Source organism: Psychrobacter sp. KH172YL61 (genome assembly GCF_007182895.1).
In the GTDB taxonomy this organism is placed as follows: Bacteria; Pseudomonadota; Gammaproteobacteria; order Pseudomonadales; family Moraxellaceae; genus Psychrobacter; species Psychrobacter pacificensis.
Window position 1 is genome coordinate 1,267,136 of the sequence record NZ_AP019516.1, and the last position, 21,922, is coordinate 1,289,057.

Here is a 21,922-nt window from a genome sequence, read left to right on the forward strand (position 1 = left end):
GCGATATTCACATCATACTCTTAGCAAACTTCAAACATTAAGTTACGAGACAATGCCACAATAGCATTGACTCGCCTTCTAAAACCATATTCATGTTGCGGTTCAATTGCTATCAACCTTTCAAGAAGTAGATGATCCTTATGTGTTTGAGCGTGTTTTAGCTTCAGTGTATGGTGCAATATTATCGTCACAGAGCCATGAATCAATAAATGAGATATCCAGTTTTATCCTTAGCAATATTTTCGCTAAAGAAGAGGTGTATCCTAATGTTCTTGTAAGAGACTTTGCTCGAAATATCATTGAATATGCTAATAGTCATAATTTAGTAGGTTTTAGCGAAAGTGAGCTGAAGTTAGCTAGACCATCATATAAAAGTGTGTTTCCTAAAACTATTCCTAGTAATGAAGACATTGACAATGAGTACGCGAATGATTATGAAGATAAAACCATTCCTAAACATCGTTTTGCTCAAGATAAAATTATAGACTCAATGACGACAGAGTATGGTAGAGGTACAGGTTGGTACGGTGATTTTGGGCGTTACGTTTTTCAGTCTAATTTTAGTAACTGGAGTAATATAAATATTGATAAGCTTAGCAATTATGCTGTAGAAATAATTTTTGGGGCTGTAGTAGATAAGGATTAAATATCACACCATTTTCTCAGGAATTTTAGCTGATTAGATGGTGAACCATAGTTAAATCTAAACTCACATTCTTTTAAAAATAAATGGAAGTTCTTCTTATCGATCCCATTATACTTTCTGAGTGTTCGTTTAGACTGATTCCAGAAGTTCTCAATGCCATTGATGTGATTGTTTTTACCGCAAGTGAACTCTTTAGAGTGATTGACTCTGAAATGTTTAAACTCGCTCACATCCAGTGCATTGTAACTTCGATAGCTATCCGTATAAACAAAGCTGTCAGGCTTGATTTTACGCTTAATAACAGGCATTAGAGTAGTCTGTTTGGTGTCTACTACGACAATGGTATACACCTTACCGTTTCGTTTTAGAATCCCAAATACAGCGGTTTTACCAGCAGCCCCGCGACCTCTTTTGCCTTTGCGTACACCGCCGAAGTAACTTTCATCTAATTCGACCTCACCATCAAAAAAGCTCATCAGCTTCTAATGAGAGATGGTAATCTATCACAAGTCTTATTTTATGATAAAAAGTGCAGCAGTATTAGGCTGAATATCAAGCAAATCTGCGGCTGTTCTAGCAGTCACTTCAGCCGTAAAAACTCTAACAGCCTTCGCTGTATTTTTTTTACTTAGTTTACAATGGGTTATCTTCATAAAAGTAGTCTAGCATAGTGCTTATCTACTACAGCCCCTAATTTTTAATAAATTTGGTTATGATGCAGAAAAACATGGTGAATTTGATAGAAACACTCCCTATACAGGTCGTGGTGAAAATAGAGTTGAACGAATTGGCAAAAAAATATCAGTGGATGGCAATGTATGAAGTGGTAGCTAGAGTAGCGGATAACTTTGAAATGACAGACCCATCAACACGTTGGAAAGATGATAAGAAATATCTATGGTATAACGGTTCTGTAGAGCCTTCTTTTAGAGATATTGACCCTACATTCATACCTCCTGATTCAACTAACATCCGTCTTATAACTCCCCTAATTACAATGGGTGGAGTGATGATTTTGAAAATTGGGTAGTTTCAAAAATGATTTAATTGATTCAAAAGAAGTCATCTTAAACCATTTTCAGAACGAAGACTGGTTATCCCTAGATAGGCATATTGAATTTGAGCCTAATAAGAAGTTAGGTGATGGTGACCATTCTGGCTCATATCAACGTGTATGGTATATGATCAACGCATATTTGGTAAAAAATGAAGACTTTGATCTGGTCGTATCAAATATACAGAATAAAAACTTTATGGGTCGATGGATGCCTGAGTCTGTAGAGAGGTATAACGATATATTCAACTTAGAGTATTACTGGTCACCTTTACTTGAAATCTATGATAATGAATATTATGGTAATTCTGGGTGGCAAAACATATATGAACGCCGAGTTGGTTCAGATGAAGATAGTTTAGGTGAAGTTTACGTTTGTTCAGAAAGTCATATTTCAGAAGGGATAAAAAATCGTGATTTAGGCTATAACATCAGTGCACCTGCTAGATTATTATTCGAAACTTTGAGTCTAAAAATGATAAGTTCTCTGGTTCATGGGTTGATAAGCATGATGAATTAGTGATGTTCGACGCTTCTTTTATGGTAATGAATCTGGTAACAACCTAATGGTGAAAAAGGACGCATTAGAAGAGCTGCAAAAAGCACTGGATGTAGAGTGATCTGGACAATACTTTCAGAGAAGATTGCGATGTACGGAGGTACCAAATCAACTGAAAAAGGTTAAATATTTCGGGTGTATATTACCTAGAGGGATGGTGAGTTGGTCGGTGAGGATTTTTTCTTTACAACTTGATTTTTATAAGTTATTTACAATTAATTAAACGTTACTGTAGTTAGTGTGGCTCTCTGACTTGAAATAAAAAAGCTACTTAAATGTAAGTAGCTTTTTTATATGCCTATTCTAACCTTAAAATAAGTTTATGAAATATGAGTTTATTCATGAAAGAGCTAAAGAGTAACTATTGTCACTAATCAAAAATTAGATGTACATTTTTCTCACATTTATCCAGATAAGCATCCAAATTCTTACGCCGATATACAATGTGGCCACCAGTTTTACTGTACGTTATTGCATCAGACTTATGACAGCGCATATACTGCAGAGTGTTCACGGATTTGTTTAGATAGGCCGCTGCGTACTCAGGCGAAAATGGAGTGTCAGCAGATGCATTCGCTACAGTTTCTTTCATTAATGTGAGCTCATCATGTGTGTAATCAGCCCATTTCTTTTCTTAATATACATAGTTAAATCTTCATCTTTGTTAATGTCATTCAACAATACAATGATTAGAATTAAATAAATATAAATAGCAATGAAAAAAACTACTATAAAGTGTGGATATAAGCAAAAACTCTAATTTTTGCTTATGTTTACTTTAAACTTACATATCAGTTACAATTTCTAAAAATAAAAAATTGCTACGGGGAGAGTAGATCAGTATGAGTAACTTCAGTAGTTTTAGAGGCTAAGTATTTTGAGACATAACTACGATAAGGAAATAAATTAGCAAAGATATTATCAATCGTAGCGAAATCTCAAATAATTGATCTTTTAAGCTAAATAGCAATTATGAAGAATATGGAGTAGGCTTATCGAGCCACTTTTCCAATGCTTGTTTAATATATTCGCTTGGAAGTCTTTCTTGTTCTAATCTCTTAAAGCCATATATTCCTCGGCGCAATTCTGTAAATAATGTTAACTCGTCATGAGTTAAGTGTGTTGGCTCATGATTTATAGAGTCCGGCTCATCTACCATACGATTGATAAACTGTTTTATCGTTTGGTCGTCCATCATGATAGCGGTCAACTTTGGACAGTATTCTCTGGCGCGGCTTAATATCATTAAACCTTCAGAGTCAATATCGCCCCAGTACGCTACTGTCTTTTTCTGTAACCAGCCAGCATTCATCCAATTAATATTTTTACCACCACCTGCAACTGCAATAGTATTTTCTGTTTCTGAGAGTGCTAAGCAAGATTGCTCATTTTCTACGACTAAAATATGTTTAGCAGGCAGCGCTTGGCTATGTAGAACATGTATCGGTAATCTTAAAATAGGCAAGCCAGATAAAGCATATCTTGTATCAGGGCACAAAGGTCGTACCATTAACCAGCCTTTAGGCTTATCCAAGCATCCGAGCCAATAAGCTAAGCCTTGTTCTTTGATTTGCCCAGGATAAAAAGCTTCCAATAAGGTCTCGATAAGCTTGTGATAGGTTTCTATAAACTTGGTATCAACGTAACATACTGGCAAAGCGCGCAAGTATAGCCCGGCACCCATTCCTTTTTTTTAATTGCGGTATAAGCGCGACCAGTAACTTTAGATCATCAGCACTCAAGTTATCAACAACTTCTAACATATCAATGAGAGCAAAAATAAATTCTCGTGCCAGCTATCTGCAATCTTATTTGTACTGTTAGCAGATGACATTGTCATGCCTTTAGCGATTTCGGTATGAAGGTAGCTTAGTTTTTTTTGCCAGTCTTTAAGCTGCTGGCGTGCCGATGCGCCTAATATTTCAGACAGTGCTTGAATATTAGGAATAGTTAAAGTGATAGGAAGGGTCTGTTCAGAAAAATGTCGAAAGCTATTATGCTGCCATTGCACCATATCAGCGAAAGCAAAATTACGCCACGCTTGCACAAATTCGTGGAAATGCAGTGTATGGTTGAGTAATTCATTACCTGTTTTGGGAGGCTTTAGGCTTATGACAATAGGGAAGGCTCTTTCATTTTTTAAACGGGCTTTAAGGCGTGGTAGATTGTCCCACTCTCGCTTTTTTTAGTTGTGTGATGACTGCTGCAGGCATCAAACCTAATTTGGTGTTTCTGTAGTTATCATCTCTTTAGTCATGAAGCTCAATACCTAATTCTGCAATTTCTTGGTTGTCTTGGGAGAACTGTTCAAGCTTATTCTTTGCCAGGATGTTATCCACTTCTTTCCAAGTAACTTCGCATAATCGGCTTTCATGATGTTCTTGGTTACGCTCAGCAATCAGTAAGCTTCTGGCAGATTCACGTGCCAAATTTAGGTTCTTAAATGGGGTGATTAAGTTGACATGAATGTTTAGCTTTTTGAATACTTTTAGTACGCGGCGACTAACTTGTTCGGCAGTATTTGAAAAAGCTTCGTCCAGAAACACAGTACTATATATTGGCATATCACAGCCATCGGGCGTTAACACATAAGCGAGGCTTGCTGCAACAATCATACCCGCAAAAGATTCTTTTTCGCCGCCCGATTTGCCACTTGATGAGCTGAGCACGTCCAAGACCTCTTGTGTATCGTTATCAATTTCTTCAGCAAAAATGCCAGCTGATAGCGAGGGTCTAATAAACGTAAACTTTCAAGGGTAGTACTCGAAGTGGAGCTAGTAGCTTTATCCAATATGTCGATGACCTCTTTAAGTAGGTAAAACCTTCTTGTATGGTTATCGTCGTTCACCGCAGAGAGGGCCTGATTGAGTTTTTTGGTTAAAGGTTTGTACATGCAAGAAGTTTTCACGTTTTAAACTGAGCTTAAGATGAGAGTCTTGCCTAAACTCAGTTTTCTTTAATACCTCATTGATATGTCCAATACGCCGACGAATATCGTCATGCACCATAGATAAGTGATTACTTAGACGTGCCAGCGATTGAGTGGCATGTTTGTTTAAGCGTTTTTAAATTCATCCAGTAACTCAGGTAATCCCTCATTGCTTAATTGGTTCAAATGGGCGATATAGTCATCCATACCATTCAGCCCTGTTTCCCATTCAACCGTATAAGCCTGCCATTGTGGTTTTGATTTATAGCTACTCATAATGCCGATAGCTGTATGAGTATATTTGTTGAGCCTACTTTGGTTTTCGTTTATTTTTTCTTCAAGCTGTTTGGTTATTTGCGTTTGATAGCTAGAATTGTCAAGCTCGATATTACCAACCAACGCCTTTAGCTGCTGTTTTACCTGCTCATCTAACTCTACTTCAGCTAATCTCTTAGATCTATCAAGCTCCCTTTTGCACAGATGATAACTCTTGCTCTTTTGCACCGTTTTGACGCACCTTCTCTTTTTTTATCTTGAGCGACTTTAGATAAAGCTTCTTCAGCATTATCAAAGCGTACTTTAGCTTGTTTTAAATCGCCTTGGGCGTTTTCAATAGCGCTTAGCTCATGTTCCTCATGCTCCAGTCTTTGTTGCCAATACGGTACATTGATTTGTGACCATTCAAATTCCTCTAACTTCTTCCATGAGGATATTTGCTCACTGACACTACGCATGGCTGCGCGTGCATCTTTCCAGTGTTTACTATCTTCTTGCAGCTTTGTTTTGAGCTGCTCTATTTCTACTTGCAGCAATGCGAGCTTGTTTTTGTTGCTAAAGCCCAGTTGCCAATGACGCCTATCATTAATACTCTGCAAGTCTTTTTTTATCAAAGCGGCCTTTTTCTTTATGAATTAATCCTTGCCGAGTCATTGAAAAGCAGTGCGGTCGAGCTGTTCGGTGTTAGCCACACACAGCAAATCATAACGAGATAAAAATGTTTTGAGCCAGTCACGATAAGAGTGAGTACGCCATTTTAGCTTACATAAAAAACCGTCAGCTTTAAATGCAGTATGGCTCTTAGCTTGTTGATTATCCAATACTACTTGTACACGGACATGTAATCCTGTGTGCTGGCTATTAAGCCATTTAGTAACAAGCGAGTAATACTCTTTTGGTACAAGTAATGTGGTTTTTAATCCTCCAAGTGCTCGCTCGATAGCGCCTTGCCAATCTTGTTCATCTTCTTCTATATCGACCAATTCACCGATATACATGAGTGTATTAGGATCAATGCCTAAACTACGGAAATTGCGTCTTTTAGTTGGTTAAACTTCGGTGGAATATTTGAGTTAGGTTGGCTTTTAAGTGCTTCAATCTCATTTGATAGCTCTCGATGGTGTTCCTCAGTTTCATTTAAAGCAATGGCGCAGTCACCAAATTCACGTTCACGGTCTGCTTCTTGCTCAGCGAGATGCTCTTGAATATTATTGGCTTGAGTAATATTGCTGTGAAAAGTCTGCTCATCTAAAGTGGTTTTAATACTTAGGTTACGGCATAGTATTTGGTAACGAGAGGCGTTCGCATTGGTGCGGTTAAGGGTATCTTTAGTAGCTTGGATGTCTTTTTTTAGGCTATCAATGCGATTGCCGCCGAGGTTCATATATTCATCACGGCAGCGGTTTACTGTTTCAGTAGCATCACGCTCTTGTTGTTCGATTTGCGCAAGATCGCGCTCTAATTGCTCTAGCTGTTGTGACAACTGCTGTTGCTTTTGCTGATATAGTTTGGCGTAGCACTGAGCAAAATAGATCGGCAGCGCTTGTTTTTGCTTAGAAGTGTCATTAATAACTAATTGTGTTTTTACGATATCATCAGCAAGCTTTGGTAAGCGTTCAAGGTGGGTAACTTGCTCTTTGGCATCTTGCAGGCGAGTATGAATGGCAACCAAGTCACCGAATTCTTTCACAATCTCTTTGGCGTCATCACGAACGCCACTTGGCTCAAGTACCAGCGTACGAATCAGCTCAGTTAAGTCATCAATCTTTTTTAGACCCAGCGCTCGCGAGAAGGGCCGGCGCGTTTGGGTTGTCCATATAGAGCATGCGTCGGTACAGCTCTTGATAGTCGCCAAAATTATCATCACAGCAAGTTACTTCTGGCTGCATGCTTAACCATTGTTTTAATTTACGGACATTGCCTTGAGCAAACTGATCTAAGACCTCTGACAGTGGCAACTGTTTTTGAGCGACTACATACAGTCTTTTCACATCACTTAACGAGTTACTAGCGACAGTCGTCCAAAATAGTGCCAATAAAGTCATTTTTGACCATCGTCACTGAGATATTCAGCAGATAGTCCTGTAATAACACCTTTATCGCGCTTACTTTTTACCTTAGTGTTGATACCATCGTGCGCTGAGCCAAAACTGCCACGCATGTAGCTGATTAGTGAGCGGTCACTTTTGTCATTTTGTGCTGCTGCGACATTAAAAGTCGCTCTACCAGCAGGCATGAGCAGTGCCATTAATCCATCAATTAAGGTGGACTTTCCTGAGCCATTATCTCCTGTGATGAGGGTTCCTTCCACGTCGATATTTGCCGTATGTAACCCATGGAATGACCCCCAATTAAATACAGACAGTTTGGCTAAGCGTATTTGGCTAAGTGGCGTGATGTTCAGAGTCGCGTCATTTGATGATTGTTGCATTATATTCATCCTCATTCGCCAAATAAATCGGACTGATTATCTATAGATTGATTATTGGAAGTTTTTCGGGTTTTACTTTGTTTGTAGATTGATTGTTTAAGGAGTCATCTTGAGAATATTTTTATCTTCGAAATCGTCATTTTCAAAAGTAGGTGACTCTAATTCTGTATTTGTTGTACCTTGTGCCAAGCGCAGATATTCACCCAGCATACTCTCTAAAAAATCAGCACTGACCACATAACGAATCAAAGGCGTTATCTCGTAACGATCATCATTGCCGCGAATGCTACTTAATAAATGGCGACGGCTAAGCTCTTTGAGTCGCGCGCTCAATTTTTAAGATCTCGGCTGGTATGATCAGTTAATGGTAAAAAGGGATGAGTAGCGATGACAGGCGTTCAATGTCGATGATGATTTTTGTTCACCACTGGTTTCGCGCTCTTGATAATATTTTCGCAACATTAACAATATCAAGGTGTCATATAAGCTCAGTGTGCGTTTGCTAATCAGCGAGTGAGTGTGCTCATCATCATTACTATCTATAAGCTCATCTGCTAACAGGTCTTTAGGGTTGCTTGTACTTGCTGAATCAAAGCTATCTTGGCTGTTGCCTGCAGTCTCACTATCAGAACGAGCAATAAAAGCAATACCTTGTCGCTCATCTAAAACTAAGGTTAAGTAGACCTCAGACAAATGGCGCTGAATCATCGACTGATATCGGCATAATGAATGATATAAATTAGGTTTTTGCGCATGAAAAATAACCCCATGGCGCATGATATGTACTAAGACGCGACTGGCATCGCCAGGCATAGGGTCTAGCATAGTATTTTTAATCGCAGACTCATCGTTAACACTTTCGCTATCAGGACTAATAGTTTCGTTCTCATTGGTTGATGTAGATGCCTTATCGTGATTACTACTAACGGCAGTGTCACTGTTGGTACCAATTACCATGTCAAAAAAATGATTGGATACACTCATTCTAATCCTCTATATTCAGTCCGTTGTCATTAGTCTTTTATAATTAGTCTTATTAGAAGGTATGGTTACAGCGATAAGTCTTCAATATTTTCAGGGAATAAAGAAGGCGTTAGTAGCATTGTTGGTATGCTGGCACGTAACATATTGCCTTGATGGTCATTGATGATAACTTCCTCCACTGATGCAAGCTCAGTAGCTTTTACAGCACGGGCAATACGAATGTAAGCAACTAATTCTTCAAGCCCTTCACTAATGGGTAGTTGATGAATAAGCTGAGAAATGGTTTGTGGACTGTTTTGCATGAGCATAGACTTTACTTTTATGGCCACTTCTTGCACTTTAACTGAGTTTAGACTCGCAAGCATCTTGACGCTTGGCTCACGGCTATTAATATGAGGTGTTGTGAGGCCCATTTGTAGCTGCTCATCGGGTTGTTTTAGTCTGATTGAGTCTGGAGATGACAACTCAATCTTACCCACAGACAATGACAATGAGGTGTTTGATTTTAAGTTGCACTCTTCATTACGTAAGATTACCGCCAACTGCTCAAGCTTGTTGATGAGTTTGCCTACGGTACGGTTTTCGCTCATTGCGCCACTTTCAATATAGGCTCTTAATTCTTGTTCGGTACGTCTGCGAATGCGAAGTACTCTTTCGCTCTCACGGCTCAGTTCTGCTATCAAATCTGCTAAAAACTGACGTTGATGTAAGCTTAAATGCTTTGCTGCTGGTGTTTGTAAGACATACTGCAATTGCTCACGAAACTCTGTGACACGGTTATAATCACATAATAGTTGAAAAAAACCTTCAAAAGCACTGCCAGCTTCGGTCTCTGATAACACATTTTCTTGTTTCATAACTTCATTTAGCAGATTGCCTCTTGAAGTAGCGTCGTCGATCATCTGTATGCGAACGTCTTTATCAAGTTTACGTATTTGTTCTTCTAATAGCCTAAAATCACCGGTGAGTTGTGACGCAAGCTGGTATATTTCACGGATATATTCACGCTGTTCATTGTCGCTCAACGTATGTACCACACCTGCCTGCAAATCGTCTATTTGACGCTGAATGGCTGCTTTTTTTCTTCAAGTAACTTAACTCGGCTATCAGTATCTTCATTGGTAACGACCACAAAATCTCGAACAGCTTCTTGTACGATACGCAAGTGTGAGGCACTGACACCAATACTACGTTCTTCTAGCCCATGACAAAAGCGTATCACCATTTCTGTTGCATCAGTTTTGGTCAATAGATCATCAAGTTCACGAAGCCAGCCCTGAGCTATCCATTGATTAAGGTAAGTAGTAGCGTTGGTTTGGGTTTCCCAAATACCAAGATTACGACTGTGTTCAATTTGCGCCTCTAATAGTAATTTAGCTCGGTTATAGGGCACTTCGCTACGTTCACTGAATAGATCAGAGATAAACGCCATTATGTGCGGTGCATTGTCTGCTCGCATCAATCGCCATCCTGCATGCTCTTGATATAAGCGCCGATACTTAGCAGATAGACCTTGAAAACTCACAATAGACTCCTTATCGGATAGAGGAAATTAACCCCAAATTTATTTAATATGGCAAATATGCTTGTCAGTCTATTTTTATTATTATCAAACCCCGATTTTCACAAAGCCACCTGACAAATATTATGATTAGCAAGTTGTAGTGCTAGCTTTATATAAACAGGCTTAGATGAATTATCACCATAGTATTTTCATATTGTGGTTGATAATCAGTATTTCTATAAATACTATTTATAGACCCGTAATATTATAGGTAATCACATCTGATAACTTTTAAACATATGGATATAAGTTAATGCTGCAAGCGCCCATCACTTCATAACCACCTTGCCAGCCGCACCATCCATGCGATAGTTTTTAATGTCCCCGGCGATAACTAAGTTAATGGCTTTTCAATCTCATCAAGGGGAACATTGAACCACTCTGTCGCCTTGTAAAGATTATTATCTGCTGCTTTTGAAGATACTTTGACTCTTTGATCATAGAAGAAGGCATGCAAGACCCTTTCCACACTACGAGCATTGGCATCATAGACTTGCCATTCAGCTATGATATCTACGGGCTGTTGCAAGAAAGCGGTATCCCTAATCGAGTGTTTAGTACGCGCTTCTCCTGTAAGGGTTGAGAAGCCAATTTTGTGCAGATGTTTATAGTGCGCTAAATCACTTGGGGTCTCAGCCAGCTTAGCAACATAAATGACACCGGTAAGTTGTCGCTCGTCCCCAAAGTTTTTGGCGAGCTCATCGTCCATCCAGTCAGGATCAGTGATTAATAACTGGTAGCTGTTTTCGTATTTATATTGAGCAGTAGCCAATGAATGTGTGAGCATATTGGACTCTGTACCATTAGAGAATATTAAGCGTAATCTCTCTTGGCTACGGGTATTCTTTCTGGCCTCTGCTTTATAAATATTAGCCACATAGCAAAGCATGCCGTTTAAAACAAATACGCTGCCAATATTGATATCTTTCACTGATGAAAAGTTAGTTTTAGTAAAAGCACCCGTTTGAATGGCTTTAGATATGCGCTCAAAGGTTGCTTCAAATTTATAAAAGTCCTTACATTCAAACCGACTGGCTATATCTTCGTCATTATATTGATCGTAGCTGGCACGTGTATTGCTCTGATGGTCATTGACTAAGATTTCAGAGTGAATATTGTCAAAAGTCCTAGGTCATCACTGTTGAAAATATCATCTAGACTATTAATAACAGGAAGCTCGCTAATAGCCTCAACTACCGGCTCAGCTTTTTCAGTGCCAGCGCTATTTGTCTTTTCAGACTCATTATTCTTATGACTTATACTTTTGTCTGAGAGTGTCGGTTTGTCGTCAGATAGGGTAGCGGCCGTACTTTGAGCAGTTAATAAACCATGTCTATCTAAAGCTAGCAGTTCTTGCGAGTCTGCGTGGTTGGTTTGTATAGTCGCTAACAGGCGAGCTTGTATCTTTTCATTAATATCGTTGGCACTGCTACTGGGACGGCGTCCATGCTTATCAATAAAATTGTTTATGTCGTTAAACTGCTGCGCTAAAACACTATTAGTATCTGTGCTTTTGGTAGTAGGCTTAACATCATCAAGTAGGCCAGTACTGTCATTGATAAAAATATCGTCTAGCGTTTTGTACTCACGACTTTGATAGATCTCATCGAGTTTAATCATGACTATTGGCTTCTCGTTTTGCTTTTGGTTTCTGACATAAGTGATAACCTCAGCCATACGTCGCTCGATAGCGTCCTCTGAGTTTTTACTAGGTTGACGATTTCTATTTTTCATAAATGCAACGATCTTTGGCCACATCAGAACCGCTTCTTCCTCAGTAACAGTAGAACGGCTGGCATGCACAACGTCATTAATGGTTTGCAAGACTTCTTTGTCCACTGTCCTGAGAGAACTTCATACGCATCATGAAAGGGGTTGACGGAGCGCACAAGATCGATAGAAAGGTTGTTCACGTTGACAAATTTACTACCAACCTTCACAAAGCCGTTGCTAGGGTTCGAGTCATTACTGCTGCTTGATTTGGTGTTAGGGTTGTAAATTTTTGCGTCAGCTGGCAGGTGGCGCTCTTTAATAATGTCACTTTCATTGAGCTGACCTTTCCGTTCAGCGTTTAGAGTGGCGATATCGACATATTCAGTGCCTTGCTTAATAAAAAAACGCTCATTTTCGATGACCGCATCCTCAGGAATATCCTTACCTTCAACCACGCCACCTTGGCGGTTAATAGCCATATACTGCATGACACCTTCTTGTACTTGCCGTACCTCATTGGTTTCCAGCGCTGGGTATTTACTACGAATAATACTAGGGATGACGGAATCTGATACGGCTTCTGTTTCTACGTTATTGGTCTCAGCAGCGATATACTTTTTTATGTTCTCTGTATTTTGGGCTAACTGCGCCAATATCTCATCACGGTCTTGGTTGAGTATCTTCATGACTCGATCGGAGGGCGGGTTTACTGTATCGTCAATGATAATGGTACCTGCCGGCAAGTCGACCTTGCCTAATATATCCAGCTCACTACGACGTTTAAAGTTGATGTTAGGTTTGAGCACTTGCTCCATCAGTAGCGATAAAGTAATGGCTTTTAATAAGTCATTAACAGAGCTTGTCACCTCAGACTTATCTGCTTCTGGTTCAGCGATTAGGTTAGTAAATTGAGCATGGTGTTTGCCCTTGCTATCGCGTGTTGAGCGGCCAATAATCTGCACCACTTCAGTCAGCGAGCCTCGATAGCCAATGGTCAATACATGTTCGCAATACTCCCAGTCAAAGCCTTCTTTTGCCATGCCAAGAGCAATAATGATATCCATCTGATCGCGAGAGGTAATATCAGCTAAATAAGCCTGAGTGTTCGCCCGCATAGCGTCATCAGTCACTAGGTCTGCGAGTAGCAATTGCTTACCGTCATGTGCGCGTACGGTGATGACCCCAGTCTCTTCATCGCGAGACTCAACTTCACCAATGACATCTATGATACGGCCAACGGTCTCATACTTGTCTGTCTCAGCAGTGAGACTGTTGACGTTAGGAATGTGAATGATGGTCTTCTTACTGGTGTCCAAGCATTCATCTAAGGCATCAAAAAATGATTTTTTATAAAAGTGATAGCCGAGCCCTAATGATTTTAAGTATTCATAACCATTCAGCTGTTCGTAGTAGGTGTAAGTTACCTTATCGAACTTCTCTTCGTCGCTATCTGACAAGATGGGCACTGAGTCACCACGGAAATATGAACCCGTCATTGCCACAATATGCGCGCTAGTCTGTGTCATAATGCCATCTAGTATGGCACCCAAGCGATTAGAGTCATCCGCTGACACGTGATGGAACTCATCAATACCGATCAGCACATCGTTAAATAGCTCAATACTGCCGCCATCTTCAATCACTTTGTCAAAACCATATCGAAAGCTATGATGGGTGCAGACTAATACTTGGGGTAGGGCGCTGTCATCTACATCTTGGCTAATAAACTCTGAGAATATCGCAGTCTTACGTGTATCACTTTGAGCGAGACTTAAGCATAAGTTATAGCGGTCTGCCACCTCCCAATCGGCAAAGAATCCAAAGTCGCTCAGCGGCGTTGATTTAAAGGATTTACCGATACTCATCTCTGGGACGGCAATAATGACCTTTTGATACCTTGGTTGATAAGTTTATCCAATGCCAAAAACATCATGGCACGTGACTTACCAGAGGCCGGCGGCGACTTAATCAGCAAATACTGGCTATTACGCTTCTCGAATGCACGCGCCTGCATTTCGCGCATGCCAAGCTCGTTGTTCTGTTTACTTTGACCCGTGCGGGCGTAATTTTGATTTAGGATATTAACAGTGGCAGTCATAGTCGATTCATTATAGGTAGAGATGCTTGTAAGGCTGTAGCGTCGTAACAATAAAGCTCATTTGTCATAGCAATAGTGTGAAGTTAATAGACACAAGTTATCGTATTATCATTACGATCAAACTCAGCCTTTTGATCAAAGACACCGTCCATCCAGTGTGATGTCTGACGTGTTTTGAAATGCTTCCACACGCTTTGCATGTCTGCATTCTTGGCAAACTTCAGGACATGTGCACCACCTTCTGACTCAGGTCTAAACTTATATTGATACTCTGTTATAGGTTGTTCGCGGTATTTGACACCATCTGCAAATTTAATATGGTATTCGGTATATTCATAATTAGTATGAATGCTAATATCCTTCATCAGCGGGCTATAACCAGGGGCCCATTGAGAGCGCGGAGCTATAGAAAATTCATAAATATCACCATTTGCATTCGGTTCTGCAAGCGTCTTCATTTTCATCGATCTATCAATGAATTTATTATGATGTTCATTGATAGAGCTATAAATGGGCCCATCACCGATACAGCCATCCTCCATCCATGCAAACAATATAAACATATCGCCTTCAGGAAGATCTTGACCATTTTGCCTTTTAGCGATATGAGATCACTTTGCGATGCAGCTGATGCTTGACCTGCAGAAAACATGAGTAGGGCAGCAATTGCTGCGCTTGATAAGATTTTGGATACCATAATGAAACGCTCTTTATAAAGGGTTTAAAGTTGTTTTGCATAAATACTAAAGGACGCTACTTACCTGTCTTTTGGGCTTTCTTTTAGCTTTGCTCTGTTTTTCCGCTTCGATAAGCTGCTCATAACGAGCCAGCAAATGCGCCAAGCGCTCTTCGGTATTGGCAAACCCTTGTGGGCGATACAGCTTGTCCACCGCATCGTCGAGCGTGCTATGCGCCTGCTTTAAATCATCAGGCATCTTATCGGGATCGTATAGCTCTGCTAGAGTCATGCCAGCATTGCTGGCGCGGGCAAGTAGGATTTCTTCCGCGAGATTTTTAATGTGCTGTTTCTGCTCATCAGTTACATCAGGAAATGGGAAGGTGTTGTAGACGATGGTACCTGAGTATCTATAGTCGCTTTTAGGCGGCCAGCAACTAGGCGCATCCAGTCGTTATGAATAATCGAAGTTAATATCCCAAAATCATATAAAGAGCTATTAGTTATAATCTGAACTAAATTTGTAGCTATTGTTTGCTCATCTATAAAGCCTATAGGTACGTATCTTCTACGCTCTGAACTTACACTAGGTATTAGAATAGCTTGATTTGGATTTTTGTTTCTCTAAACAGGTGAGGCTTTTCTGCTAGTTTATTCGCGCTTTCATCATCACAATCTAAACGGTATTCCCGTACTTTTTCTACTCTTTCTTTTATCAAAGAAATAGAGTTTATTTCATTTTGATCTATATCCTTTAACCATAAACACCATCTATCTTTACCATTTAGATACTCATCAGAACCAACGACTTTTCTTAACCATTGACTTGCTTCAGGACTTTTGAGAATCAACTCATTTTTTCTTCACTATTTAATAATAAATTTCCATCGTCATAAGGCATATTGCCTTTAGAAATTGGAGGAACAGAGCATAGTGGCTTACTACGTCTAGAAATCGCTATATTGCCTCCCTCAAACAAATAAGGAGTGATGTTTTTAACTGTTTTTCTACTAGTATTACCCTTAATATTTATGTAAATATCTTTACTTTCATTATTGTTTGTTGAGAGTCCTATGATAACTACATGAACATTTGCATTATCTTTCGCATTATTTTTCCAAATGAATGTTTGGTAAGCAAACTTAATTGTAATACCTAGGTCGAATATATATGGAAAGAGCATTGCTACCTGTTCACCTTGCACTACTGAATTTGTAGCAACGAATGCAAGTTTAGCAGAACTATTTTTAATATAGTCAGCACCACGCCAAAACCAAGAGGTGACATAATCTAAGGTTTTATACTTCTTAAAACCTTTGAAGACAATAGCCATATCTTGATTCATACTTTCAGGTCTTTTACATTCCCTTTAAATGGTGGGTTGCCAATAATATAAATCTCATCACTGCCGTTATTTGGACAGACCTCATTCCAGTCCAACCGTAAGCTATTGCCATACACAATATGCCCACTGTCTTTCAGCGGCAGCATTGGCTGGGATACACCGAACTCCTGCTTGCACAGCACATTCATTTGATGCTCAGCAAGCCAGAGTGACAAACGCGCAATTTGACTGGCAAAGTCGTCATACTCGATACCGTATAAATTATCCAAGCTCACCACACTATCAAAGCCTAGACCTAATAGATTGTCATTAGAGCCTAGTAAATCGCGTTGTGCCTTTAATATATCGATTTCTAGTTTACGCAGTTCCTTATAAGCAATGATCAAAAGTTGCCTGACCCGCACGCTGGGTCAAATATTTTGATTTGGCTGATACGCTTAAGTAGGGCATCTAAACGTTCGGCTTTATTATTCTTATGGCGATTGTCATGACTCAATGCTATGACTGTATCTAGCTCTTCATGTAGCTCATCTAAGAATAATGGCTGTATGACCTTCATGATATTGCTGACGCTGGTGTAATGCTGTCCTAAGCTGCCACGCTGCTCAGGGTCAATCACCGCTTGAAACATGGAGCCAAAAATATCGGGGTTAATCTCGGCCCAGCTCAAACGTGCGCACTCTAACAAGATACGGCGGGTGCGTGCATCAAACTCCGGGATGGCAAAGGGATATTCAAATAAGCTACCGTTCACATAGGGGAATGCACTTAGGTGAGTGGGCTTGGCATCGCGCTCGGTGCTAGACTCAGGTAAGTTGAGAATGTCAAACAGCTCATATAAGACGCTATCGACATCGCTACCGTCTATATTGGTAGTGCCATCGATCACATCATGGAACTGATCTGGCTTAAAGATACCCGTATCTTCGGCATAAAAGCAGAACAGTAGTCTCGTCAAAAATATATTAAGCGCATGTAAGTCATCAGCAGTATTAAACTCGTTGAGCTTACGAATATGATCAAACAAACGCCCCATTTTCTCTGACGCCTGCACATCGGCTGGGTGCTCTGAGTACTCACGCGCACGCTCTAGGCCGGCAAGTGGCAATAAAAGTGGTAGTTCTTATAAAGATCAGCAAAATCGCAGTCAAGCGTCTCATCATACTTAGTGTCGTTAATCAGTACTGTATTGAAGTCTGTCACCATTACCATACGGATTTTGTGCTGATTAATGATTGGACTGCTTATCACCTCACTTAGGGTTTTAGCAAGGTCTTGGCCTTCAGCGACAGGCTTGAAGTAGATGCGATGCTTATTAGCAACCTCACCAGCTTCAGGGTTGGCGGCAACGTTAAAACGGCTATCGTTCTTTTAAGTGCCGTTATCGTGGTTTTCGAGACATCGAGTAGCTTTAGAAAATCAAAGATAAAGTCGTCTTTTTTATTCTTATCAATGACTTTGGTGGTTAATTTGTCTAAATCTTCAAAAACTGGGTTTGGTTAAATGCCATGGAGGTCTCTTTCGATGAATTACGGGTATAAATTAGCAGGCTAATGTGCAATTATAGCGCTATCTTATCGTATTTGAAGGCTTAAGTGTTCTGAAAAATAGGGTGGATATAGTGTTTTATTGCTTATTAATTTAATACGCTACAAGTTTATCAACAGGGATTAACGATGATAGTGGGTACTGAGTTTCAAGGAGATTCTATTCGTATAGGAATGATCCAGCATGACAGCTACGGAGAAGCATTACGAATCATCATTGACTTTGCTATCGATAAGCATCGCCATGCCGAAAGGGTGGTTGATGTCCGTACAGAACTTAGTGACTTGCGAGATGAGCTGAATAGTTTTGATCATAGAACTTTGCAGTGGTTGCATGATCGTATGGCGGTTGCTTTTCGCATGGACTACTGTCTTAACGCAGATTTATTTACTTATAGTACGCCAGATCCACACACGCCTGCACAGACGGTGTCGTTTTGGCTTGATTTTTTAAGAAAAGAGCTTGCAAGGATGTTTTCTCATCACTTAGAGCTACCCCGATTGATACTTACTGCTGCGGCTTATCCAAACCCCTGATAAGCGAGGGATGAAGGCAGAGGATGAGATTTATGAGCTGACTAGACGACTATATCCTGAAATGGAAATGAATCATTCTGAGGGTGAGAAAGGTACAGTCGATCTGTATCAAAGCAAACCCCAATATTAACAACATCACCTGAGAAAAGTGGATTTCATACCTCAGCCTTCTATGCTATACAAGTAATAGTATGTAGGGGTTTTTAGACTTATCAGAGTAAATAAATTAATGGTATATGGAGATGTTATTAATATTTTGAACACCATGGTTTTGGGGTACGTGCCATCTGCTAAGGTATAGTTTAAATTAATATTTGATCTATAGTTAGCTGAATGTAAAACTGTTATGGATTTAAACGCGCTACTGGTATAAATTTTACTTGCGTGCTGCGTTCCTAGAGGCTGCGCAAAATTCATCCCAGTAGCGCTATGACATTTTTAGAGTGTATCGACTACACTCTAGCATTGAACCATTCTTCGCTATCGATGTTAGTTTTAAAACTATACTTTAATAAAAATAAACATCAGATCAAAATTTTTAAAATTATAATCTCTCAAGCTAATGTCTACGGATTTGACAGCAGAAGTCACTACTCAAAAATCTATTTACCAAAACTCACAGGTGACGGTTTTATTTTTAGGGTTGTAAGTAGCCCCTCTTTTTCCATCTCACCCCAGTATTCCATGGTTCGAGTTTGAAAGTTCGGCATAATGGTAGGTATAGTCGCAGTCGGTGCAAACTTTAAAACATTTTCACCACCTGATGACTCAGGTATAAAACTGAATTTATACTCCTCTAGAGGCTGACCGCGATAGGTAACGCCTTTGTTAAAAATAACCCGATATTCAGTGTATGGTTCACCTTTCTTCATTTTTACATCTTTTATCATATTTCGATATTCTGATAACCATTTCGCCTTCGGCTTTACAAAGTCTCCAGAGGCCTTTTGACCTCTAATACTCTCTATAAATGCTGTGTCTTTAGCAGCAATCTTTTTTATAAGGCGGTTTTTCACCAGAACAAGCATCTTCCATCCAACCAAATACATGGACCATATCATTACTTTTATAGCTGCTGACACTTTTAGAAGAGTTAGGAGCAGCTAGAGTAATAGTAGATAGTAAAGATGCAGTCGTTAATAAGGCCAAAGAAGTTATAGATACGGATTTCATAAGTGCTCCAGTAGATAAATATAGGTAGTTAAAGTAGAGAGTAAAGAACGCATTATAGCCGAATAATTATTAGGAGATGCTGCTAATAAATTCATAAGGTACGCAGAAAGCAGTGTCTTTTTGATGTACTTGAAACATTGTAAAACATCAGAAAAATTAGGACTTTTCTTTTCATAGCGACTTTCTATTTCTTTATCAGAAATTTTTTAAATGTCTTATGATGTAAATTTATTATTTCAGCTGCTTTACCATTGACTGAGATACTTTTTTTTAAATTTTGGACGTTTCCATTTTTATCAAAATCAAACGTAGCATTATTGACGGTACGATAAGTACTACCATTAGGCAGTTTAAAATTTAGTTGGCTAATGGCATAACTCATGCTCCCTCCTACTGCACCATCGTAAGTACAAGACTTTGCAATAACCTTCTTCTTACTAATAGAGTCAACGATGGTGCATTTGGTGTTACCATTAATATCACCCATGCCGGCAATAGCATTAATAGAAAGTAATAACAATGGAGTAACCATCAGTGTTTTTTTGAGCTTCATGACTATATCCTTTTATGGTTTTTAATTTCAGACAAAGTAAATGATAGCCTTGCTGATGAGTTGATTATAGCGTCTGAAATACTGATTATTTTTCTAACCGATGAACGGTTGCCAATCGAATTTGAATTCCTAATGCATATCCCCGTTTTTAGTAGTTAAGGCTATTAGTCGGTTTCAGAGCTTAAGAGGTTAAGAACAAAAATAATAAAGTAAAAACCCAAACCCCAAGACCCCATCTTTGAGCTCATCATCTAGTAAAATTCTAAAAATAATGACCTCTTAAAGCCATATCAATTGTGGCTTTAAGAAGTTTTTTGTGTTTAAAATAATCTGAAATATCTAAAACTAGTAGCTATTCTCCAATTTTAAGCACCACAACGCTAAAGCGTTTAACACCTACGTTATTACTGGATAACATAAATTATATTCACTATTTTTATAAAAATGACGAAAAATAATAAAATTAAGGTTAGGCAAAAACTTGTCAATCCTATTAAGGATGATTTGTATGTACATTCGTATGCTAGAGTCTCTTTATGTGTTTGGCAGGGATTGAGACCTAAAACGTCTTATATCAAAATTCGACATTAATAGCGTCACATAAGAAAATTAAGTTTCATAGTCCAGCCCTATGCACTATATAAATAATAGAAGCTAGAAATAGAGATTAACTGCTAAGCTAGCAGTATGATTCACCTATGAAAAGACATGTTTTAGCGAAAACCAAATCGCTAATGTATTAAAACAGGCATAACTCTAGTGGTCAACTAAGTTAGGAGCGCATATGGGTAGTTAAACCATAATTAACTATGTTACTAATACCTTGGAGCTGTCCTTCCATTCTGTTGGCGTAATACCAAACCAGCTTTTGAATTGTCGGCTAAAAACAGACAGCTCAGCATAACCCAGCTGAAAAGCCACGTCCGTTAGGCTGACGTCGCCAGTATTAATAATTCGCACTGCTTCCTTTTTCGCACTTCCTCTAATAAGTCTCTGTAAGTAGTCCCTTCGTTTTTCAGTTGACGTTGGACTTTTTGGGATGCTGTCCTACGCATAACGCAACATTTGCCATACTACAATCAGCAGTAGCTAGTAGCATCTTCATAGAGCTTTCTATCAAAAATATATCATCATGAGTACAGGTACTGTTTTCATTTTCTAGCTGTTGCACAATCAGTTGATTCACCAAATTATCTTCAAAGTAGTGCGGTTTGTAGCTTAAATAAACAGTAGAAAAATATATCGCATTCTTTTGGTATTGAACTCGACCGGGCATCCTAATACTTGGGTTAATAACTTTTTGATTGAGGTGATGGATTTTGTTTTAATCTTACTTTTCTGGACGCCATTTTGGACCAATTAAATCTTTTAAAATATTATAAATTAAGCATATAGATAGCTGTGATTTCTGTGCTCTATCTATGTTCTGTGTATTTTGACGCACTACATCAAGCTCGCATAATTTATCAGAGACCTCATTGATCTGGAAAACAAAACTTTCAGCATGACTATAAATATATTTTTGTGCCACAAGTAATGCTTTGGCTATGTCAGTTTGTTTAGACATGTAGACGCCAATCAACCCTATCGTCTGGATACTCTGCTTGGCGCCAAGCTTTAAACCAAAACATTCCTCGTTACAGACAATCGCTGCCAGCTCTAATAAATTAATATATTTATCATGATCAATCAGAGAATTTGGTTCGCGTATCACAGAAGGTATTAAGCCTATCCTATCAAAGATATTTGTAGGGTCTTTTCCATAGCTGCGAACCAATTCTTCAAAACCGTTTAGACCTGCCGCTCTGATGTAGCTACCCATATCACCCTCTATTTT

At 39.2% G+C, this 21,922-nt stretch carries 26 protein-coding genes and 5 pseudogenes; 4 read left to right on the top strand and 27 right to left on the bottom strand.

From position 1 onward, the window contains the following. Window positions 1-142 precede the first annotated feature (142 nt). Window positions 143-646: a hypothetical protein gene (locus PKHYL_RS06765; RefSeq protein WP_240366299.1), complete on the top strand. Its 504-nt coding sequence runs from the start codon at window positions 143-145 to the stop codon at window positions 644-646. Here the strand turns inward: PKHYL_RS06765 and PKHYL_RS06770 are convergent. After that, window positions 643-1,299, bottom strand: a pseudogene (locus tag PKHYL_RS06770) (IS1595 family transposase). The gene PKHYL_RS06765 and the pseudogene PKHYL_RS06770 sit on opposite strands and share 4 nt — an antisense overlap. Window positions 1,300-1,358: 59 nt before the next feature. Here PKHYL_RS06770 and PKHYL_RS06775 point away from each other — a divergent pair. Further along, entirely contained in the window at window positions 1,359-1,676 is a 318-nt protein-coding gene (locus PKHYL_RS06775; RefSeq protein ID WP_240366300.1) for a hypothetical protein, read from the top strand. Beyond that, on the top strand, window positions 1,669-2,220 hold the full coding sequence (locus PKHYL_RS06780) for a hypothetical protein (protein WP_240366301.1): 552 nt from the start codon (window positions 1,669-1,671) through the stop codon (window positions 2,218-2,220). Before PKHYL_RS06775 ends, PKHYL_RS06780 begins: the two co-directional genes overlap by 8 nt. 409 nt (window positions 2,221-2,629) lie before the next feature. Here PKHYL_RS06780 and PKHYL_RS18675 read toward each other — a convergent pair whose 3' ends face one another. From PKHYL_RS18675 to PKHYL_RS18690, 21 genes and pseudogenes are all read right to left on the bottom strand, one after another. Then, complete coding sequence (locus PKHYL_RS18675) at window positions 2,630-2,851, bottom strand: helix-turn-helix domain-containing protein (RefSeq protein WP_442966130.1); 222 nt, start codon at window positions 2,849-2,851, stop codon at window positions 2,630-2,632. Between the two features lie 378 nt (window positions 2,852-3,229). Beyond that, window positions 3,230-3,943 (bottom strand): Wadjet anti-phage system protein JetD domain-containing protein, encoded by a 714-nt coding sequence (locus PKHYL_RS06785; protein WP_240366302.1) that lies wholly within the window; start codon window positions 3,941-3,943, stop codon window positions 3,230-3,232. Window positions 3,944-4,015: 72 nt separating this feature from the next. Beyond that, a pseudogene (locus PKHYL_RS06790) lies at window positions 4,016-4,381 on the bottom strand (DUF3322 domain-containing protein); the annotation flags it as partial. Between the two features lie 127 nt (window positions 4,382-4,508). Beyond that, on the bottom strand, window positions 4,509-4,928 hold the full coding sequence (locus PKHYL_RS06795) for an SbcC/MukB-like Walker B domain-containing protein (protein WP_240366303.1): 420 nt from the start codon (window positions 4,926-4,928) through the stop codon (window positions 4,509-4,511). 386 nt (window positions 4,929-5,314) lie between these two features. Continuing rightward, window positions 5,315-5,692, bottom strand: a complete 378-nt coding sequence (locus PKHYL_RS06800; RefSeq protein WP_240366304.1) for a hypothetical protein — start codon at window positions 5,690-5,692, stop codon at window positions 5,315-5,317. Then, window positions 5,632-6,078: a hypothetical protein gene (locus PKHYL_RS06805; protein ID WP_240366305.1), complete on the bottom strand. Its 447-nt coding sequence runs from the start codon at window positions 6,076-6,078 to the stop codon at window positions 5,632-5,634. Before PKHYL_RS06805 ends, PKHYL_RS06800 begins: the two co-directional genes overlap by 61 nt. A gap of 36 nt (window positions 6,079-6,114) precedes the next feature. Further along, window positions 6,115-6,462, bottom strand: a complete 348-nt coding sequence (locus tag PKHYL_RS06810; protein ID WP_240366306.1) for a hypothetical protein — start codon at window positions 6,460-6,462, stop codon at window positions 6,115-6,117. A gap of 20 nt (window positions 6,463-6,482) precedes the next feature. Beyond that, window positions 6,483-7,319: a hypothetical protein gene (locus PKHYL_RS06815; RefSeq protein ID WP_240366307.1), complete on the bottom strand. Its 837-nt coding sequence runs from the start codon at window positions 7,317-7,319 to the stop codon at window positions 6,483-6,485. Window positions 7,320-7,505: 186 nt separating this feature from the next. Beyond that, entirely contained in the window at window positions 7,506-7,895 is a 390-nt protein-coding gene (locus PKHYL_RS06820; RefSeq protein WP_240366308.1) for an ATP-binding protein, read from the bottom strand. Window positions 7,896-7,991: 96 nt separating this feature from the next. Continuing rightward, the gene (locus PKHYL_RS06825; RefSeq protein ID WP_240366309.1) at window positions 7,992-8,228 is read right to left on the bottom strand and encodes a DUF4194 domain-containing protein; all 237 of its coding nucleotides are present in this window, start codon (window positions 8,226-8,228) and stop codon (window positions 7,992-7,994) included. A 24-nt stretch (window positions 8,229-8,252) separates the two neighbouring features. After that, window positions 8,253-8,879 carry a DUF4194 domain-containing protein gene (locus tag PKHYL_RS06830; RefSeq protein ID WP_240366310.1) on the bottom strand — a complete coding sequence of 209 codons (627 nt, stop codon included), beginning with the start codon at window positions 8,877-8,879 and terminating at the stop codon, window positions 8,253-8,255. 65 nt (window positions 8,880-8,944) lie between these two features. Further along, a pseudogene (locus PKHYL_RS06835) lies at window positions 8,945-10,338 on the bottom strand (DUF3375 domain-containing protein). A 439-nt stretch (window positions 10,339-10,777) separates the two neighbouring features. Beyond that, complete coding sequence (locus PKHYL_RS06845; protein ID WP_240366313.1) at window positions 10,778-11,320, bottom strand: GIY-YIG nuclease family protein; 543 nt, start codon at window positions 11,318-11,320, stop codon at window positions 10,778-10,780. A gap of 218 nt (window positions 11,321-11,538) precedes the next feature. Further along, window positions 11,539-12,267 carry a hypothetical protein gene (locus PKHYL_RS06850; RefSeq protein ID WP_240366314.1) on the bottom strand — a complete coding sequence of 243 codons (729 nt, stop codon included), beginning with the start codon at window positions 12,265-12,267 and terminating at the stop codon, window positions 11,539-11,541. Then, window positions 12,201-14,021, bottom strand: coding sequence for a DEAD/DEAH box helicase (locus tag PKHYL_RS06855; protein WP_240366315.1), 1,821 nt, complete (start codon window positions 14,019-14,021; stop codon window positions 12,201-12,203). The genes PKHYL_RS06850 and PKHYL_RS06855 overlap by 67 nt, the downstream gene beginning before the upstream one ends. Next, window positions 14,018-14,254: a hypothetical protein gene (locus tag PKHYL_RS06860; RefSeq protein WP_240366316.1), complete on the bottom strand. Its 237-nt coding sequence runs from the start codon at window positions 14,252-14,254 to the stop codon at window positions 14,018-14,020. The genes PKHYL_RS06855 and PKHYL_RS06860 overlap by 4 nt, the downstream gene beginning before the upstream one ends. Before the next feature lie 83 nt (window positions 14,255-14,337). Next, window positions 14,338-14,817 carry a hypothetical protein gene (locus PKHYL_RS06865; protein WP_240366317.1) on the bottom strand — a complete coding sequence of 160 codons (480 nt, stop codon included), beginning with the start codon at window positions 14,815-14,817 and terminating at the stop codon, window positions 14,338-14,340. 180 nt (window positions 14,818-14,997) lie between these two features. Continuing rightward, window positions 14,998-15,381, bottom strand: coding sequence for a type IIL restriction-modification enzyme MmeI (locus tag PKHYL_RS18075; RefSeq protein ID WP_332835966.1), 384 nt, complete (start codon window positions 15,379-15,381; stop codon window positions 14,998-15,000). After that, window positions 15,294-16,275 (bottom strand): annotated as a pseudogene (locus tag PKHYL_RS18680) (type IIL restriction-modification enzyme MmeI). Before PKHYL_RS18680 ends, PKHYL_RS18075 begins: the two are co-directional and overlap by 88 nt. Continuing rightward, window positions 16,272-17,311: pseudogene (locus PKHYL_RS18685) on the bottom strand (DNA methyltransferase). The pseudogenes PKHYL_RS18680 and PKHYL_RS18685 overlap by 4 nt, the downstream one beginning before the upstream one ends. A gap of 53 nt (window positions 17,312-17,364) precedes the next feature. Continuing rightward, window positions 17,365-17,526, bottom strand: a complete 162-nt coding sequence (locus tag PKHYL_RS18690; RefSeq protein WP_442966132.1) for a hypothetical protein — start codon at window positions 17,524-17,526, stop codon at window positions 17,365-17,367. Window positions 17,527-17,951: 425 nt separating this feature from the next. On the opposite strand from PKHYL_RS18690, the gene PKHYL_RS06895 reads away from it, so the two are divergent. After that, window positions 17,952-18,359 carry a hypothetical protein gene (locus PKHYL_RS06895; RefSeq protein WP_240366323.1) on the top strand — a complete coding sequence of 136 codons (408 nt, stop codon included), beginning with the start codon at window positions 17,952-17,954 and terminating at the stop codon, window positions 18,357-18,359. Window positions 18,360-18,961: 602 nt separating this feature from the next. On the opposite strand, the gene PKHYL_RS06900 is transcribed toward PKHYL_RS06895, so the two are convergent. From PKHYL_RS06900 to PKHYL_RS06920, 5 genes are all read right to left on the bottom strand, one after another. Then, on the bottom strand, window positions 18,962-19,387 hold the full coding sequence (locus tag PKHYL_RS06900; RefSeq protein ID WP_240366324.1) for a hypothetical protein: 426 nt from the start codon (window positions 19,385-19,387) through the stop codon (window positions 18,962-18,964). Between the two features lie 329 nt (window positions 19,388-19,716). Beyond that, the gene (locus tag PKHYL_RS06905) at window positions 19,717-20,085 is read right to left on the bottom strand and encodes a hypothetical protein (RefSeq protein WP_240366325.1); all 369 of its coding nucleotides are present in this window, start codon (window positions 20,083-20,085) and stop codon (window positions 19,717-19,719) included. 807 nt (window positions 20,086-20,892) lie between these two features. Beyond that, complete coding sequence (locus tag PKHYL_RS06910; RefSeq protein WP_240366326.1) at window positions 20,893-21,045, bottom strand: helix-turn-helix domain-containing protein; 153 nt, start codon at window positions 21,043-21,045, stop codon at window positions 20,893-20,895. Window positions 21,046-21,100: 55 nt separating this feature from the next. Next, entirely contained in the window at window positions 21,101-21,271 is a 171-nt protein-coding gene (locus tag PKHYL_RS06915; protein ID WP_240366327.1) for a hypothetical protein, read from the bottom strand. Between the two features lie 144 nt (window positions 21,272-21,415). Beyond that, on the bottom strand, window positions 21,416-21,907 hold the full coding sequence (locus PKHYL_RS06920) for an AraC family transcriptional regulator ligand-binding domain-containing protein (protein WP_240366328.1): 492 nt from the start codon (window positions 21,905-21,907) through the stop codon (window positions 21,416-21,418). Window positions 21,908-21,922: the final 15 nt, after the last annotated feature.

Excerpts from the sequence above, each read along its gene's own strand:
- PKHYL_RS06855 (WP_240366315.1), bottom strand. The coding sequence starts at position 14,021 with ATGAGTATCGGTAAATCCTTTAAATCAACGCCGCTGAGCGACTTTGGA.
- PKHYL_RS06920 (WP_240366328.1), bottom strand. The coding sequence starts at position 21,907 with ATGGGTAGCTACATCAGAGCGGCAGGTCTAAACGGTTTTGAAGAATTG.
- PKHYL_RS06820 (WP_240366308.1), bottom strand. The coding sequence starts at position 7,895 with ATGCAACAATCATCAAATGACGCGACTCTGAACATCACGCCACTTAGC.
- PKHYL_RS06900 (WP_240366324.1), bottom strand. The coding sequence starts at position 19,387 with ATGCTTGTTCTGGTGAAAAACCGCCTTATAAAAAAGATTGCTGCTAAA.
- PKHYL_RS06895 (WP_240366323.1), top strand. The coding sequence starts at position 17,952 with ATGATAGTGGGTACTGAGTTTCAAGGAGATTCTATTCGTATAGGAATG.
- PKHYL_RS06785 (WP_240366302.1), bottom strand. The coding sequence starts at position 3,943 with ATGGGTGCCGGGCTATACTTGCGCGCTTTGCCAGTATGTTACGTTGAT.
- PKHYL_RS06775 (WP_240366300.1), top strand. The coding sequence starts at position 1,359 with ATGATGCAGAAAAACATGGTGAATTTGATAGAAACACTCCCTATACAG.
- PKHYL_RS18675 (WP_442966130.1), bottom strand. The coding sequence starts at position 2,851 with ATGAAAGAAACTGTAGCGAATGCATCTGCTGACACTCCATTTTCGCCT.
- PKHYL_RS06830 (WP_240366310.1), bottom strand. The coding sequence starts at position 8,879 with ATGAGTGTATCCAATCATTTTTTTGACATGGTAATTGGTACCAACAGT.
- PKHYL_RS06905 (WP_240366325.1), bottom strand. The coding sequence starts at position 20,085 with ATGAAGCTCAAAAAAACACTGATGGTTACTCCATTGTTATTACTTTCT.
- PKHYL_RS06860 (WP_240366316.1), bottom strand. The coding sequence starts at position 14,254 with ATGACTGCCACTGTTAATATCCTAAATCAAAATTACGCCCGCACGGGT.
- PKHYL_RS06865 (WP_240366317.1), bottom strand. The coding sequence starts at position 14,817 with ATGTTTATATTGTTTGCATGGATGGAGGATGGCTGTATCGGTGATGGG.
- PKHYL_RS06810 (WP_240366306.1), bottom strand. The coding sequence starts at position 6,462 with ATGTATATCGGTGAATTGGTCGATATAGAAGAAGATGAACAAGATTGG.